General features: G+C 73.0%; 9 protein-coding genes. 5 read left to right on the top strand and 4 right to left on the bottom strand.

Annotated elements, in window-relative coordinates; all coding sequences use genetic code 11:
* Nucleotides 1-125: 125 nt before the first annotated feature.
* The 4 genes from WMF14_RS20250 to WMF14_RS20235 form a co-directional block, all read right to left on the bottom strand.
* Entirely contained in the window at nucleotides 126-2,015 is a 1,890-nt protein-coding gene (locus WMF14_RS20250) for a PEGA domain-containing protein (RefSeq protein ID WP_437803195.1), read from the bottom strand.
* Nucleotides 2,016-2,051: 36 nt separating this feature from the next.
* Complete coding sequence (locus tag WMF14_RS20245) at nucleotides 2,052-3,860, bottom strand: serine/threonine protein kinase (RefSeq protein ID WP_437803193.1); 1,809 nt, start codon at nucleotides 3,858-3,860, stop codon at nucleotides 2,052-2,054.
* 393 nt (nucleotides 3,861-4,253) lie between these two features.
* Nucleotides 4,254-5,102, bottom strand: a complete 849-nt coding sequence (locus tag WMF14_RS20240; protein ID WP_437803191.1) for a hypothetical protein — start codon at nucleotides 5,100-5,102, stop codon at nucleotides 4,254-4,256.
* An 871-nt stretch (nucleotides 5,103-5,973) separates the two neighbouring features.
* Entirely contained in the window at nucleotides 5,974-7,266 is a 1,293-nt protein-coding gene (locus tag WMF14_RS20235; RefSeq protein ID WP_437803189.1) for an SUMF1/EgtB/PvdO family nonheme iron enzyme, read from the bottom strand.
* Nucleotides 7,267-7,381: 115 nt separating this feature from the next.
* Between WMF14_RS20235 and WMF14_RS20230 the strand changes: the two genes are divergently transcribed.
* From WMF14_RS20230 to WMF14_RS20210, 5 genes are all read left to right on the top strand, one after another.
* Nucleotides 7,382-8,971: a metallophosphoesterase family protein gene (locus WMF14_RS20230; RefSeq protein WP_437803187.1), complete on the top strand. Its 1,590-nt coding sequence runs from the start codon at nucleotides 7,382-7,384 to the stop codon at nucleotides 8,969-8,971.
* A 341-nt stretch (nucleotides 8,972-9,312) separates the two neighbouring features.
* A complete protein-coding gene (locus WMF14_RS20225) occupies nucleotides 9,313-10,530 on the top strand; it encodes a vWA domain-containing protein (RefSeq protein ID WP_437803185.1) in 1,218 nt (405 codons plus the stop codon).
* Between the two features lie 90 nt (nucleotides 10,531-10,620).
* Nucleotides 10,621-11,922 (top strand): BMP family lipoprotein, encoded by a 1,302-nt coding sequence (locus WMF14_RS20220; protein ID WP_437803183.1) that lies wholly within the window; start codon nucleotides 10,621-10,623, stop codon nucleotides 11,920-11,922.
* A gap of 20 nt (nucleotides 11,923-11,942) precedes the next feature.
* Nucleotides 11,943-13,574: an ABC transporter ATP-binding protein gene (locus WMF14_RS20215; RefSeq protein WP_437803181.1), complete on the top strand. Its 1,632-nt coding sequence runs from the start codon at nucleotides 11,943-11,945 to the stop codon at nucleotides 13,572-13,574.
* Complete coding sequence (locus tag WMF14_RS20210) at nucleotides 13,571-14,647, top strand: ABC transporter permease (protein WP_437803179.1); 1,077 nt, start codon at nucleotides 13,571-13,573, stop codon at nucleotides 14,645-14,647. The genes WMF14_RS20215 and WMF14_RS20210 overlap by 4 nt, the downstream gene beginning before the upstream one ends.
* The last annotated feature ends 53 nt before the right edge of the window (nucleotides 14,648-14,700 follow it).

Raw genomic sequence — 14,700 nt, 5'->3', positions numbered from 1 at the left:
AGGGCAGACGAGGCGCGCCCACACATCGGTGCCGCGCCTCGTCATGTACGAGCAGCGCCGAGCGGGATCGGGAGCACGCGACGCGGAGCCTCGCGACCGCGCGCGGCGCACCGGCTCGGGTCTCGTCAGAACTGGTAACGCAGGCTCGCCCCAGGCGCGATCATCAGGACGAAATCGCCCATGAGCGACTCCGGCTCGTACGTGCCGATCCCGTCGCTCGCCGCCGCCAGCTCGATCGTCCTGTCCCACTTCGGCTTGCTGAGGCCGATCAGGAGAAGCAGCTTCACGCTACCGGCGACCTCCCACCGCTCTCCGAGCCGCAGGCCGAGGCGCACCTCAGGATCCGCGTAGAAGTAGGTCGCCGAGGCGAAGTCGACCACCGGGAACGTGTTGAACGACTCCCCGCCGGTCGTCCTGAACCTGCCGGTCCGCTCGTCGCGGACCTCGCCCACGAGCACCCCCGCCCCCAGCCGGAGCAGCGCCGGGAAGCGCTCGCCGAAGTGGTATCCGAACGTCGCGCCGGCCAGGAAGCCGCCCAGGCGGAGCGTGTCGCTCGCCGTGCCGTCGAGCGGATCCCGGTAGCCGACCGGCCTGAGCGCCGCCGAGCGCTCGTCGAGCTGCTGCGCCGCGAACAGGCCGCCGAGCTCGATCCCGACGCCGATCCCCGAGCCGAGCTCATAGCCCCCGTGGATCATGCCGAGCCCGCCGAGGCCGAGCGAGCTGGAGCAACCCGAGTCGCAGCCGTCCGTGATCTCGCCGCCCAGCGTCGGCGCCAGCAGGAACGAGGCGCTCACGTCGAGCGTGATCTTCGGCGGCTTGCGCCAGATGTCCGCGTCCTCGTCGCGCTCGAGACCCATGTCGAGGCTCTGGCGCTGGCCCTTCTGCAGCGTCACCGTGCGCGTCCCGGTGACGAACCCGTCGGCCTTCACCTCGACCCGGTGCGTGCCGACCTTGAGCCGGCCGAGCCAGACGCCGTTGCCCACGTTGACCGAGTTGATCCACACGCTCGCGCCGGGCGGCGTGGGGTCGACCCGCAGCGAGGCGTCGAGATCCTCGGCGAGCAGCGACAGCGTCGTGAGCTCCTGAGGCTTCACCGGCGCCGCCGTCGGCTGCGTCCCGAGCTTCCCCGCGCCGCGCAGCGCCACCATGTGGTCGCCGACCGACAGCGCGCCGATCCACGGGGTCTGCCCCACGACCACGTTGTCCACGAGCACGTCGACCGTCTTGCCGGCGCGCTCCACCACGCGCAGCCGGCCGGAGCGGGTCAGCCTGCGGAGCTTCGCGTTGACCGTGACGGTCTGCCCGCCGGCGACGTCGACGCGCGTCTCCACCGGCTCGTAGCCTTCCTTGAAGACGCGGAGGACGTGCGTGCCCGCCGCCACGCGGATCGGCTTGACGGGCGGGTACTGCCCGCGCTCCTCGCCGCTCACCACGATGGACGCCCCGGGCTCCGCGTTCGTGATGTCGAGCGTCCCCACGAGCGCCCGCAGCTCGGCGATCTCCCGCTGCGCGGCAGCGCGCTCGGCGGCCGACATGGTGAAATCGCGGAGGAAGGTCTCGAACATCTCGAGCGCCTCGTCGTAGCGCTGGAGCTTGCGCAGCGCGATCGCGGCGTTGTTCGTGGCCACGCGCGTCGGGAAGAGCTTGCGCGAGAGGAGGAACTCCGCGAGCGCAGGGCCCCAGGCCTCCTCGCGCAGCAGCGTGAGCCCCTTCTCGAAGTGGAGCCGCGCCACCTGCCGGTCCGTCTCGGAGACGGGCGCCTCCTCGGCCGGCACCGCAGCGCCCGTGGCCGGCGCGGCGCCCTCCCTGGCCGGCGCGCCGGCTTCCGCGGCGGGCGCGGCGCCCGCGGCCGGCGGGGCGGCGCCCGCGGCCGGCGGCGCCGGCTGCGCGAGCGCCGGTCCGGCGGCGACCGCGGCCGCGATCGCGGCCGAGAGCGCGCGCAGCCGCGGCGCCGCGCGGGGACGCCGCGCGAGGGAGAGAGGACGAGAGCCGCCGCGCCGCGTACGCAGATCCATTCGATCGAGCACCGTACTCAGCCTGTCGTTCCGCTGCTACTTTCCGAACTCGTCGGTGTTGTCGATGATCCCCTTGGGGGTCGTGGGCCCAGGCGGAGGCGCTGGCGACGCGGCCGAGGCGCTCTTCGCCGATGCCGCAGGACCGCCCTTCCCCGACGTCGGCGTGAGCTCGACCTTCGGCGGCAACGCGCCGGTGTCGGTCACCACGACGTCGGCCATGGCCTCGCCTCCCCCCTTCTTGAAGACGCGCACCCTGTGCACGCTCCCGGGCGGCCCGGTGATATCGAGGATGCCGTTGCGCGTCGTCACGCGCTTGCCTTCGACCTCGACCGAGGCGTCGGCGGGCAGGATGACGACCTGAACGCGCTTCGGCTGCGGCTCGACCGCCGCCGCGACCACCTCCGGCGTCGTCGGCGTCGTCGGCGTCGCGGCCGGCGTCGGGGCCGTCGACGTCAGCGTGGCCGCCGCAGGCGGGAGCGTCTCGACGGTCGCCTTCGCCTCCGGCTGCACGACCGGCTCCGCCGAGGGCCGGCTGATGAAGTACACGCCGGCCGCGATGACCGCGGCGGCGAGCGCGGCGCCGGCCACCACCGGCACCCGCGGCACGCCGGGCTGCGTTCCGCGGTGCGACTGCGTGAGCGCCCCCGTCGTCGCGGCGCCAGCATGGTTGGTGGCCGGAACGATCGCCGCCGGCGGCCCGTTCTGGAGCGGGGGAGGCGCGAACGACGAGTAGCCTCCGCGGTGCTCCTGCGGGACCGCGGGGTAACCGCCGCTCTGGTTCGCCGGCGAGATCGCGGGGTAACCGCCGCTCTGGTTCGCCGGCGAGATCGCGGGGTAACCGCCGCTCTGGTTCGCCGGCGAGATCGCGGCGTACGCGCCACCCTGGTTCGCGGGCGGCGCGTTCGCCGCGAGCCGCGGCGCGGACTGCCGGTGCACGGCCTCCGGCAGCGGCACGAGCATGCTCTCGTGGATGCCCCAGCCGTACGGGAGGAGCGGCCGGATGGCGCCGAACATCTCCTGCGCGCTCTGGTAACGCTGCCCGGGGGCCTGGAGGAGGCATCGGTGCACGATCGCCGCGATCTCGGGCGCCACCCACGGGGCGAAGTCCTGCACCTGCGGCGGAGGATCCGAGCAGATCGCGATGATCAGCTCACCGAGCGCGGTGATGTGATGGTACGGCGTCCGCCCGGTCAGCAGCTGGTAGAGCACGGCGCCGAGCGACCAGATGTCGGTGCGGTGGTCGATCTCCTTCTGGCCGCGCGCCTGCTCCGGCGACATGTAGAGCGGCGAGCCGATCAGGTTCCCGGTGCGCGTCAGATCGGCGCTCTCGGTCTCGTTCGCCCGGTCCATCTTCACCTTGGCGATCCCGAAATCGAGCAGCTTGACGAGGATCTCGCCGGCGTCGCGGCGCGCGAGGAACAGGTTGTGCGGCTTGATGTCGCGGTGGACGACGCTCGCCTCGTGCGCCTTCTGGAGCCCGATGCACGACTGCGCGACGATGCGCAGCGCGAGGTCGGGCGCGAGCGGTCCGACGCGCTTGATGAGCTCGTGGACATCCTCGCCCGCGAGGAACTCCATCGCGAGGAACGGCAGGTTCGAGCCGCGATCGACGCCGGCGTCGAGCACCTGCGTGATGTGCTGTGTGTCGATCGCGCCTGCCGCGCGCGCCTCGCGCTGGAAGCGGCTCACGACCTTCGGGTCGCGGGTGAGATCGGCCGAGCTGATCACCTTCACGGCGCAGCGCCGGCCGGTCCCCGTGTGCTCGGCCTCGTAAACCGAGCCCATGGCGCCCTCGCCGAGGAGCTTGCGTATCTGATATTTGCCGTCGATGATCGTGCCGATCACAGCGTTAGGGCCACTCTAAGGGATTGCGCACGGCGTAGCAACGCCCGTGAAGGCGGCGCACGCCGCCGGCGCGGCCTCGCTGCATTCGGGTGCAATTTCGCAGGCCGCGCCGCGCTCCCGCGGCGCAGCGCGTCTCACCTCACCACCATCACCGGCCATCCATCCTCTCGCCACGCCGCCATCCCGCGCGAGCCGCGGGGGCACGGCCGTGTGGCGCCGTCCCCCCTGCGTCCGCGACCCGCGCTGGCGGCGACGACCTCACCTCACATGGGTCGCCCCCGCCGGCGCGGGCCCAGCCTCTGCCGTTGCAGCCGTTCGAGCGCTGCCGTCACGTCCCCGCCGCCCGCTGGCCGCCGGGGTCGGCGCTAGCAGCCGAGGCCCGAGGCCCCGTCGCTACCAGCCGAACCCGTTGTTGTTGCCGCAGCCCCCCGAGAACCCGGCGCCGCCCCAGGGGTTCCCCGCGAACCCGGCACCGCCGCAGGGGCTCCCCGCGAACCCGGCGCCGCCCCAGGGGTTCCCCGCGAACCCAGCGCCGCCGCAGGGGCTCCCCGCGAACCCAGCGCCGCCGCAGGGGCCCGCGAACCCGCCACCGCAGGGGCCGGCCGAGAACCCGCCGTTGAGCGGCCCACCGATGCCCGCCGGATTGCAGGGGTTGTGGGGCCGGCAGCAGGGGCCGCACGGGAAGCAGTCGGGAACGAACGCGGTGTTGCAGGTGGTGCAAGTCGAGATGATCGCGGCAGGCACGCCGAAGCCGCCGAAGCCGCCGAAGCCACCGAAGCCACCACCGAACGGCACGCCGCCGACGCCCGGCACGCCGCCGACGCCCGGCACGCCGCCGACGCCCGGCACGCCGCCCGGCCCGCCCACGGGCCCCTGGCCGATAGGCCCCTGGCCGACAGGCCCCTGGCCGACAGGCCCCTGGCCCACGGGCCCCTGCCCCAGCTGGCCGACCGGCGCTTGCAGGCCAGGGCTCGCCGGTCCCTGCACGCCGACAGGCCCCTGGCCGAGGTCCATCGGGCCCTGCGCGCCGATCGGCCCGCCCTTGCCACCATACGGCCCCTGATACCCGCCCCTCGCCGACGCGCCAGCCTCGAGCGCCGCGGTGGTCGAATCGACCTGCTCGACCTCGTCGATGCCGGCCTCGTCGAGATCCGCGTCGCTCGCCGCATCAACGGCGCACCCCGTGCCCAGCGCCGCCATCACCACCGCGAGCCCCAGCACCTTGCCATGAATCGAGAGCATGTGTCGTCCTCCTCAATATCCCGTGATGGCCGGAAGGTCCGAGCCACCTTGGGCTCATCGAAGAGCAGGGTGTGTGCCTCAGCCCTCGTGTGCAGACACTGCCGCTGCGAGCTCGTGTCACTGGCCTTGCCGCATCCGCAAAAAGGCATTCTCTGGATCGACGCCGGCCTTGGTTTTCCGGGTTCTCAACGCGGAGACCGGCGGGACGGCCCCCGATCGGAGGGCGTGTCGCCCGCGGCCCGCGCGCCGCATGCTGGAGATGGCGAACTCAACGCCTCGGCGGCAGGCGCCGAGCGCCGCGCGCAGCGCCGCTCTCGCGGGCTTTCGAGCAGAGCACCTGCGCTCCCGCACGCCCCGCGGCCGTCGTGAACGAGAGCCGCCGAGCCCAGCGCGAGGCCCGCTGGCGACGGCGCGCGGCGCCTCCCCGCCGCTCGTCTGACCGGGCCGCAACCTGCGCACGAGGTCGGACCCTCTGCGCCTGACGTGCTCAGGCTGCGCCGTTTGTGCATCAACAGAGGCACGACACGAATCGATCGCCTCGGGCCGTAATCTTCTGCCTCCGCCACCGTAACTTCGCGGCGGGCGCTCGAAACGAGCCGCGTCAGCGAGATCCTGCGCCTGTAGACCACCCACTGCGCGCACGTGGGATCATGTGGTCAAATCTATGTGGATGGCTCCAGCCGCTCATTGTACGCACGTCGTGTGCGCATCCGGCGGCCCAACCACGGCCGGCGAACTGAAGGACTTTTCTCCGGAGGGCGCGTGCGCATATCGAGCGAGACGGAAGGGCCCGGCGCACGCCGCGGGCCGCGCTCCGCTCGCCATGATGGGCTCCGGGAGGCCTGATCGCCGCCCCCTCTTCGTGATGTCCTTATCTCTGCGCGCCGCTGGCGCCCCGGTGGTCGACGCCCTCGCCTCGCTCGGCGCCGTCCGGCGGCGCGATGTCCTTGCAGCAGCGGAATCCAAGGTGGTAGTTGGCGTGGCTGCCCCTGCTCATGAGGCGCGTCGCGTGCCAGTCGGGGGCGCGAAAGCGGCAGTCGTCGGCGTGGACCTCCATCGACGAGAACGCGAACCAGCTGCCCTTCATCTCGGTGAAGCCCCGATCGCCGTACCGCGCCAGCTCCTCGGGCAGGATGGGCAGGCTCATGTGCTCGGCGACGTTGCCGTGCAGATCGAAGACACCGAGGCGGCTCCGGCACGCGGGGAACGCGCCGGCCGGATACGTGTTGGAGCCGCAGCGGTCCCACCCGCCGCCTGGACAGCCCGGCGTGCGGTAGCTCCCGGTCCCGCAGAGCGCGTGGTTCTTTGCGGGGCCGTAGCTCCACACCTTCTCGCGCAGGAGGTTGTGGTGCCAGCTCGCCTCGTTCCGGGGCCGCGCCCACTCGTACTCGACGTCCGGATCCCGGAGGGCGCCGGCGCACGCCCCCTCCCACTCGTGCGCATCGCAGATCCGTTTCCCGACCGCCCTGCACAGGAGCGCCGCCTCGCGCGCCCGGACGTGCACGACGGGGTACTCGCAGGGCACGTTCGGGAACTCGAGCTGATCGATGCACACGGGGGCGTCCGCCGCGGTCTGACCGCGCGTGGGATCGAAGAGCGGCACCATCCCCGGCGCGCCGCAGGCCGGCTCGCGCGCCGGCTCGACGCCCGAGAGCGCTCGAATGCGGCGGCACTCCGATCGCGACATCGGGTGGCGCGTCAGCGCGGGGTTGCCCTGGCCGAGCACCGTCGACGCCGCGAAGATCGCCTCGACCTGCCGCATCGCCTCGTCGGGGAGCGCGAGCTCGCGCCGCATCCGCGCGAACAGCCGGAGGCGCTGCTCTTCCAGCGTGCCGGGCTCGTCGTCCTCGTCATCCGCCGTGAGCGTCACGCGCTCTGGTGGCGCTGTCGGCGCGCCCTCCGGCAGCGCGCTCGCCGCGCTCGCCACGAGCGGCGCCGCGCTGCGCGCCGCCGCCGCGGGCGCCCCGCTCCACACGGCCACGGCCGCGCTGGTCCACACGGCCGCTCCCGCGCCGGCAGCGCCCGCAACGACGAGGGCCGCGGCTCTGCCGCGCCGGCGCGCAGGGGCCGCGCGCGCGCCGGTCGAGAGCGCCGGCGGCGGGTCGCTCGACGCGGGTGATCGCGGGGTGCAGGGCGGCTCTATCGGCGTCTCGGTGCAGGACATCGGCGCGCGAGCTCGCGCTTACTGCTACGAGCATCCATCGATTCCGGCAACTTTCAGGGCGCTCGCCGACCGAGCCGCTCCTTGACGGTCCTGCCCGGGGCACGTCAAATGAGGCATGGCGCGAAGGGCGGCCCTCCGAGTCCTCTACCTGGCGCTCCTGCCGGTGCTCGTCCTGCTCGCGCTGGTCGTCGCCCCGGTCCTCGTCGTCTCGAGCGTCGCGAGCCAAGGCCGCGTGTGGCGGCCGGAGACATGGAAGAAGATCTCCTACGGGAGCCGCTACTTCCGCTCGTCATTCCGGGGGAGGCTCGGCGAGGTGGTCGACGTCATCGACGTCGTCCGCGATCGCCTGATCCTGATGGTCGTCGTCCTCGCCGCGGCCTGCGGCGCCGGCGGGCTCGCCGTGCACCTGCTCGATATCGGGGTGCCCGCCTGGCTCTCCGCGTGGCTGGATGGGTCGTTCCTCTCCTTCCTCGCGTCCTTGTTCCCCGCGGGCGGCCGGCTCTCCTTCGGGGGCGGGGCCGCGCTCGTCCTGGCCGGGTGCACGGCGCTCGCGGCGCTCGCGCTCGGGGTCTCGCTCTATGCGTGGCTCGCGTCTGCCCTGGGCGAGGCGACCCGCGTGATCCTGCGGTATGGCGGCGCGGCGACGCTCTTCCCCGATCCCGGCGACGCGATCCCCGGCGGGCGGCTCGTCCTCTGCCAGATCTCCGATCTCCACATCACGGCGGGCGGCCGCGAGCCGTACGAGATCGAGGAGGGCTCTGCCGCGTGGCCGGACGGGGTCTCTCGCCCCGACACCGCCGAGCTGACAGGCCGCCTCCGGCGGCTCGTGGCGGAGATCGCCGCCATGAAGCCGCCGCTCGTCGCGCTGACGGGCGACATGACCGATCTCGGGGAAGAGGCGCAGTGGGACGAGCTCGAGGCGGCGCTCTCCGGCATACCGGCCTCCTCGCAGGTGCTCATGGTGCCTGGCAACCACGACGTCGCCATCAACGTCGGCACGGCGCCGGACCCGTACCTCACGAAGCGGGCGGAGCGCGAGCAGCGCTTCATCGAGGTGCTCACCCGCGTGGAGCGCGGCCCCTTCCAGCCTCCCCTTCACGTCCCGGCCCGCAAGCGCGCGCGGCGGCGGCTGCGCGCGATCGCCGGCCTGTATCCGAGGCGGCTCGATCTCGAGGGGGGTATCCGGATCTTCGGCCTCAACTCCAACCGTTACCGCTCGCGGTTCGTGGGGTCGAACGCGATCGGGCAGATCGGCGGCGCGCAGCTCCGGCGCCTCGCCCGCGCGCTGAGGCGGGGGTCCGGGCCCGTCATCGTGCTCCTGCACCACCACGTGGCGCGCCTCGCGGGGCCGATCTCGCTCAACGACACGTTCATGATCGCGATGGATGGCCCGCGCCTCCTCGAGATGCTCGCGGCGTATCAGCAGAAGAACCCGAAGAAGAACAGCGCGCTCGTGCTCCACGGGCACAAGCACCTCGCGTTCTTCGGCCACTACCGCTCGAAGAGCGGCGGCCGCGTCAGCGTGTACGCGCACCCCTCGTCCACGCTCGGGCACGAGACCGACGGCCATCTCGATGGCGTCGCCAGGTTCGCGGCGATCCGCCTGACGGAAGACGGCATCTGGCGCGTCGAGACGCACCCGCTCCGCCCTGCACGCTCTGCCGCGCCCGCGCCGTCGGCCCCCGCCGAGGCGGCCGTGTCGTGAGGTGAGCGGCACGACTGCTCGGTACGGTCAGCGCCGATTCTCCGACGGAGCGAAGGACGGCATGCTGGGCCCGTCACGCTGGCGCCGCCGGACACAACCGAGCCCGCGGTGAGACAGCAATCCACATTGCGCGATATGCAGGGTCGCTGCCGCGTCTGGCCGCAATGCATCATTTCTGGTCCGTGCGTCGTCCGGCTGCCACATCGGTCAGCTATGCTTCCCGGATGGCGGGCACCCGGAGCGAGCTTCACGGCCGTGTCTGCTCCGGGTGCCACACGCAGAATCGACGGCTTTGGCGCCGGCGACGCGCGCCGGGCCGCGCTTCATGGAGGGTTCGACTTATGAGATTGCCCACGATGGCCATGGTGTTGCTGACAGTGGGTGCGATCGGCGTTGGGTGTGGGGGCAATGGCGCCACCGACGGTGACGGGAGCTCGCAGAGCGGCTCGGGGAGCGGGGGCTCTGGCCAAGGGAGCTCCCAGAGCACGACCGGCGATTTCGGATCGGGCGGTCCGGGCGCGAACGGCTCCTCGGGGCAAGGCGGCTCCTCGAGCAACGGCAGCTCTTCGGGCCAAGGTGGAGCGTGCGCCACCCAGTCGGCCAGCGCCGACCTCCAGCCCGTGTACCTGGCCTTCGCGTTCGACGTGTCCGGCAGCATGGGCATGGGCGACGAGCCCTGGTACGACAGGGACCTCAAGTGGGAGCCCGTCGTCGCGGCGACGAAGCAGTTCTTCAATGATCCCCTCTCCGAGGGCATCAACGCGTCGCTCAGGTTCTTTCCGAGCGAGGACGAGGACCGCGACGAGAAGTGCTCGGCCGAGACCTACGAGACACCGGAGGTCCCGATGACAGCGCTGCCCTCTGCGCGCTTCGCCGAGGCGATCGACGCCGTCACGCCGGCGCCCGGCGCCGACTGGCGCGGCGGCACGCCCACGCTGTTCGTCATGCAGGGGACGATCTCGTTCGTCGAGGCCCAGCGGCGGGCCACGCCTGGCAGGTACGCCATCGTCCTCGTCACGGACGGCTATCCTGCGGGCTGCGGCGATCGGGCCAACAGGATCCAGCCCGTGGCGGACGCGGCGGCCGGCGCGCTCGGGGACGGCGTCCCGACCTACGTCATCGGGGTCGACAACCCGCCGGTCGAGGGCGCGCCCCACGACCTCGACAACCTGCACGACATCGCCGACGCGGGCGGGACGGGGCAAGCCTACCTGATCGACACGGGCAATCCCGGGGCGACCTCGGCCGCCTTCAAGGCCGCGATCGACGCGATCCGCGGCGCGTCCGTCTCCTGCACGGTCGAGATCCCGCCCGCTCCCGACGGGCGGACCTTCGACGCGCAACGGGTCCGCGTGACGTACCAGAGCGGCGGAGGTAACCCGACGGCGCTCTCCTACGACCAGGAGTGCGCCAGCGAGAACGCCTGGCGTTACGACAGCGCCGCGAACCCGAGCCAGATCGTGCTCTGCGACAGCACGTGCGCCACGATCCAGGCGGACCCCGAAGCGGCCCTGGGGGTCGACTTCACCTGCGAAGACGTGATCGAGATACCGCAGTGAAACATGGATGACGCCGAGCACACCTGCGCTCGGCGTCGTCCGTCTCGGTGGTTCTTGACACCCTGCGACATTCCCGCCCACGATGCCTGGGTGACACATCGCCCGCCGAAGTCGCCTGAGGCCTTCGCTATCCCGCGCCCGGCTGCCCGCCTGCCCGCCGTCCTCACCGTTGCGCTGTCGCTGCTGGCCGGCGCGTGCCAGGGCTCATCGACGAGCGCGAGCCCGCCCTCGGACAAGACCGCCGGCCCCAGCGCGGCGGCGCCGGCGAGCGCTGCGCCCGCGGCGCCGGCCGCTGCATACAAGGTCGGCATGGTGCTGGTCGGCCCTTACAACGACAAAGGGTGGAACCAGGCGCATTACGACGGGATCCGGTCGGTCCTCGCCAAGATGCCGGACGTCGGCTTCGAGTATGTCGACAAGGTGAACCCGTCCGACCGCCCGAACGTGAAGGGGTCCCAGGTCGCGGACGATCTCATCTCCCGGGGCGCGCGGTTCGTCGTCTACAACTCCGACGATTACAAGGACGACGCCCTCGAGACCGCGCGCAAGCACCCGGAGGTCACGGTCATCCACGTCTCCGGCGATTACGCCTGGAAGGAGGGCAAGAACCACAAGCCCCAGCCCAACCTGGGCAACTTCATGGGGCGTATCGAGGCGGCCCAGCACATCGCCGGGTGCGCCGCGGCGCTCGGCACCGAGACGGGCAAGATCGGGGTTGTCGGTCCGCTCGTGAACGACGAGACCCGCCGGCTGGTCACCGCGGCGTACCTCGGCGCGCGGTACTGCTGGGAGAAGTACCAGAAGAAGAAGCCGGAGGATCTCACGTTCAAGGTCACGTGGATCGGCTTCTGGTTCAACATCCCGGGCGTCACCCTCGACCCCACCAAGGTGGCTGACGACTTCATCGGCGGCGGCTTCGACGTGCTGATGACCGGGCTCGACACGCCCGAGGCCGCGCTGCAGGCCAAGAAGGCGAGCGGCGCCGGCAAGAAGGTCAAGTACGTCCATTACGATCACAAGGCCGGCTGCGACCTGGCGCCGGAGATCTGCCTCGGCGTCGCGTACTACAACTGGGCGCCGCTCTACCGCGACACGATCGAGAAGGCGCGCGCGGGCAAGTACGCGAGCGAGTTCGTCTGGCAAGGGCCGGACTTCCGCGACCTGAACGGCGATTCGTCGGTCGTCGGCTTCGGGCCCGGCGCCGCGCTGGGAGAGGCGCAGGCGCCGCTCGGCGCGTTCGTCATCGAGCTCGCCAACGGGCTCGACCTCTTCAAGGGGCCGCTCAAGTTCCAGGACGGGACCGAGTTCCTGAAGGACGGCGAGGCCGCGACGCCGCAGCAGATCTGGTATCTGCCGCAGCTGGTCCGAGGGATCACCGGGCCGAGCAAGTAGCCGCCTCGGGGCGGTGATCCATGCGGATCGAGATCGAGCGCGTCGCGAAGCGGTTCGGACCGGTCAAGGCCAACGACGGCGTGTCGCTGACGATCCAGGCCGGCGCCGTCCACGGGCTGCTCGGCGAGAACGGCGCCGGCAAGAGCACGCTCCTCCGGATCCTGGGCGGGCTCGTCCGCCCGGACGCGGGCCGATTGCTCTTCGATGGCCGCCCGGTGGCGCTCGCGAGCCCGGCGGACGCGCTCGCCGCCGGCGTCGGCGTGCTCCACCAGGAGCCGCTCGATTTCCCGCCGCTCACCGTCCTGGAGAGCTACCTCGTCGCCCGGCCCCGCGCGGCCGGCGCGGGCGGCGGCGCGCGCTCGCTGCTCCCGGGCCACGGCCGGGCCGCGGGCGTCTTCCTCCCCCGGCGCGCGGCGCGCGAGGAGCTGCTCGCGCTCGCGGCGCGCTTCGGCTTCTCCGTCGACCCGGACGAGCACGTCGCCCGGCTCACGCTCGGGGAGCGCCAGCAGATCGAGCTCTTGCGGCTCCTCTCGCTGGGCGTCCGAGCGCTGCTCCTGGACGAGCCCACGACGGGGATCTCCGGGGCGCAGCAGGAAGCCCTGTTCTCCGCGCTGCGGCGGCTCAAGGCGGACGGCAAGGCGATCGTCCTCGTGTCGCACAAGCTCTCGGACGTCGAGGCGCTCTGCGATCGCGTGACGGTGCTGCGGCACGGCAAGGTGGCGGGAGAGGCGGAGATGCCGGCTGGGGCCGATCGCCTCGTCGCGCTGATGTTCGGCGAGGCGCTCGCGTCTCAGGAGCGATCCCCCGAGGCGGGCAGCGGCGCGGCGCTCGCGCCCCTGGAGCGCCTCCCCGAGCCGAGCGGGGGCGACGCGCTCGCCCTCGAGGGCGTGGCGTTCGGCGATCACCGGCTCAACGTGCACATCGCCCACCTCGCCGTCCGCCGCGGCGAGGTGCTCGGGCTCGCGGGCCTCGAGGGGAGCGGCCAGCGCCTCCTGCTGCGCGCCTGCGCGGGGCTGCTCCGGGCGCGGCGGGGGCGCGTCGTCGTGGGCGGGGCCGACCTGACCGGCCGCCCCTACCCGGCCTTCCTGCGCGCCGGCGTGGGCTACCTGCCCGCCGATCGCCGTCGCGAGGGCCTCATCGCGGGCCTCTCCATCGAGGACCACGTCGCGCTGCGCGCGCCGCGGCCCGGGCTCTTCCTGCGTCCGCGGGAGATCCGGCGCGCCGCCGAGCGGGCGATCGAGGCGCTCCGGATCCGGGGCCGGCCCGACACGCCCGTCGAGCGGCTCTCCGGCGGCAACCAGCAGCGCACCCAGCTCGCGCTCCTCCCCGCGGATCTCGCGCTGCTCCTCCTGGAGCAGCCGACCCGGGGGCTCGATATCGCGTCGGCGCGCTGGGTATGGGAGCAGCTCCTCGCGCGGTGCCGTGCCGGCGCGGCGCTCCTGTTCGCGTCGTCCGATCTCGACGAGCTGATGCGCTACAGCGACCGTGTCCTCGTGTTCAGCGGCGGGCGCGTCTCGCCGCCCGTCGGCGCCGCCGACCTCACCCTGGACCGGCTCGGGCGGATGATCGGCGGCGAGCTCGACGACGCCGCCCTGCCCTCGGCGCTCGCTGCACCTGCGCCGCCTCCGGCGCCCGCGGGGTCCGACCGATGAGCTCCGATCCGGCCGCTCGACGATCGGCGCCCGCCGCGCGCCGCGGGGCCGTCTCCCTCCTCCTCCGCCTCGCGCCGCTCGCCCTGGCGTTCGCGCTCGTGGCGGGCCTCTGCGCGCTCCTCGGCGCCTCGCCGGCGGCGGTGGCCGCGGGCCTGTGGCAGGGCGCGTTCGGCTCCACGGACCGCGCCGCGCGGGTGCTCGCCACGCTGGCGCCGCTGCTGCTCTGCGGGAGCGGCCTGCTCTTCACGTTCCGCGCCGGCCTGTACCACCTCGGCGTCGAGGGGCAGCTCGTCCTCGGCGCCGTCTGCGCCACGGGCGCGGCGCGCGCCCTGTGGCCGCACCTCCCGGCAGGGGCCGTTGTCGCGCTCTGCGTCGGCGCCGGCGCGCTCGGCGGGGTGCTCTGGGGCGCCCTCACGGGCGCGCTTCACACGCGTGTCCGGGTGAGCGAGATCTTCGCGGGCCTCGGCATGAACTTCGTGGCCCAGGGGCTGGTCCTGTACCTCGTCTTCGGCCCGTGGAAGCGCCCCGGCGTCGCATCCATGGCCGGCACCGAGCCGCTCGACGGCGCGCTCTGGCTCTCCACGCTGGGCGGCACCGATCTGAGCCCCGTCGCGCTCCTGCTCGGGGTCCTCTCGCTCCTCGGGACCGCCGTCGTGCTCGGGCGGACCCACCTCGGGCTCCGGCTGCGGGCGGTGGGGCTGAGCCCGCCGGCCGCGGAGGTGCTCGGCGTGCTCGCGGCGCGGCAGGTGCTGCTCGCGTTCGCGGTCTCCGGCGCGCTCGCCGGCGTCGCCGGCGCGCTGCAGGTGCTCGGCACGTTCCACCGGCTCATCCCGAGCATCTCGAGCAGCCTCGGCTTCCTCTCGCTGCTCGTCGTGATGCTCGCCGGCCGGCGCGCCGCGCTCGTCGCGCCGATCGCCCTGTTCTTCAGCGCGCTCAACGTCGGCAGCCTGGAGCTCCCGATGACCCTCGGGCTGGAGTCCTCGCTGGCGGGCGTGCTCCAGGGCGCGCTCGTCCTGTTCGCGCTCCTGTCTCCCGGGGCGGCGCGCGGCGGCGGCCGGTCGGAGGTGGCCTGATGGGACGAGGCCCGAAGGGACGAGGCCGATGGGGGCAGGCGTGATGGAACGAC

The organism is Sorangium sp. So ce693 (assembly GCF_051521375.1).
Taxonomy (GTDB): domain Bacteria; phylum Myxococcota_A; class Polyangia; order Polyangiales; family Polyangiaceae; genus Sorangium; species Sorangium atrum.
The sequence above is the reverse complement of the archived record's forward strand: the minus strand, read 5'-3'. Positions and strand labels throughout refer to the sequence as shown.

Coding starts and splice junctions, on each gene's coding strand:
- WMF14_RS20225 (WP_437803185.1), top strand. CDS start 9,313: ATGAGATTGCCCACGATGGCCATGGTGTTGCTGACAGTGGGTGCGATC.
- WMF14_RS20240 (WP_437803191.1), bottom strand. CDS start 5,102: ATGCTCTCGATTCATGGCAAGGTGCTGGGGCTCGCGGTGGTGATGGCG.
- WMF14_RS20210 (WP_437803179.1), top strand. CDS start 13,571: ATGAGCTCCGATCCGGCCGCTCGACGATCGGCGCCCGCCGCGCGCCGC.
- WMF14_RS20250 (WP_437803195.1), bottom strand. CDS start 2,015: ATGGATCTGCGTACGCGGCGCGGCGGCTCTCGTCCTCTCTCCCTCGCG.
- WMF14_RS20235 (WP_437803189.1), bottom strand. CDS start 7,266: ATGTCCTGCACCGAGACGCCGATAGAGCCGCCCTGCACCCCGCGATCA.
- WMF14_RS20215 (WP_437803181.1), top strand. CDS start 11,943: ATGCGGATCGAGATCGAGCGCGTCGCGAAGCGGTTCGGACCGGTCAAG.
- WMF14_RS20230 (WP_437803187.1), top strand. CDS start 7,382: ATGGCGCGAAGGGCGGCCCTCCGAGTCCTCTACCTGGCGCTCCTGCCG.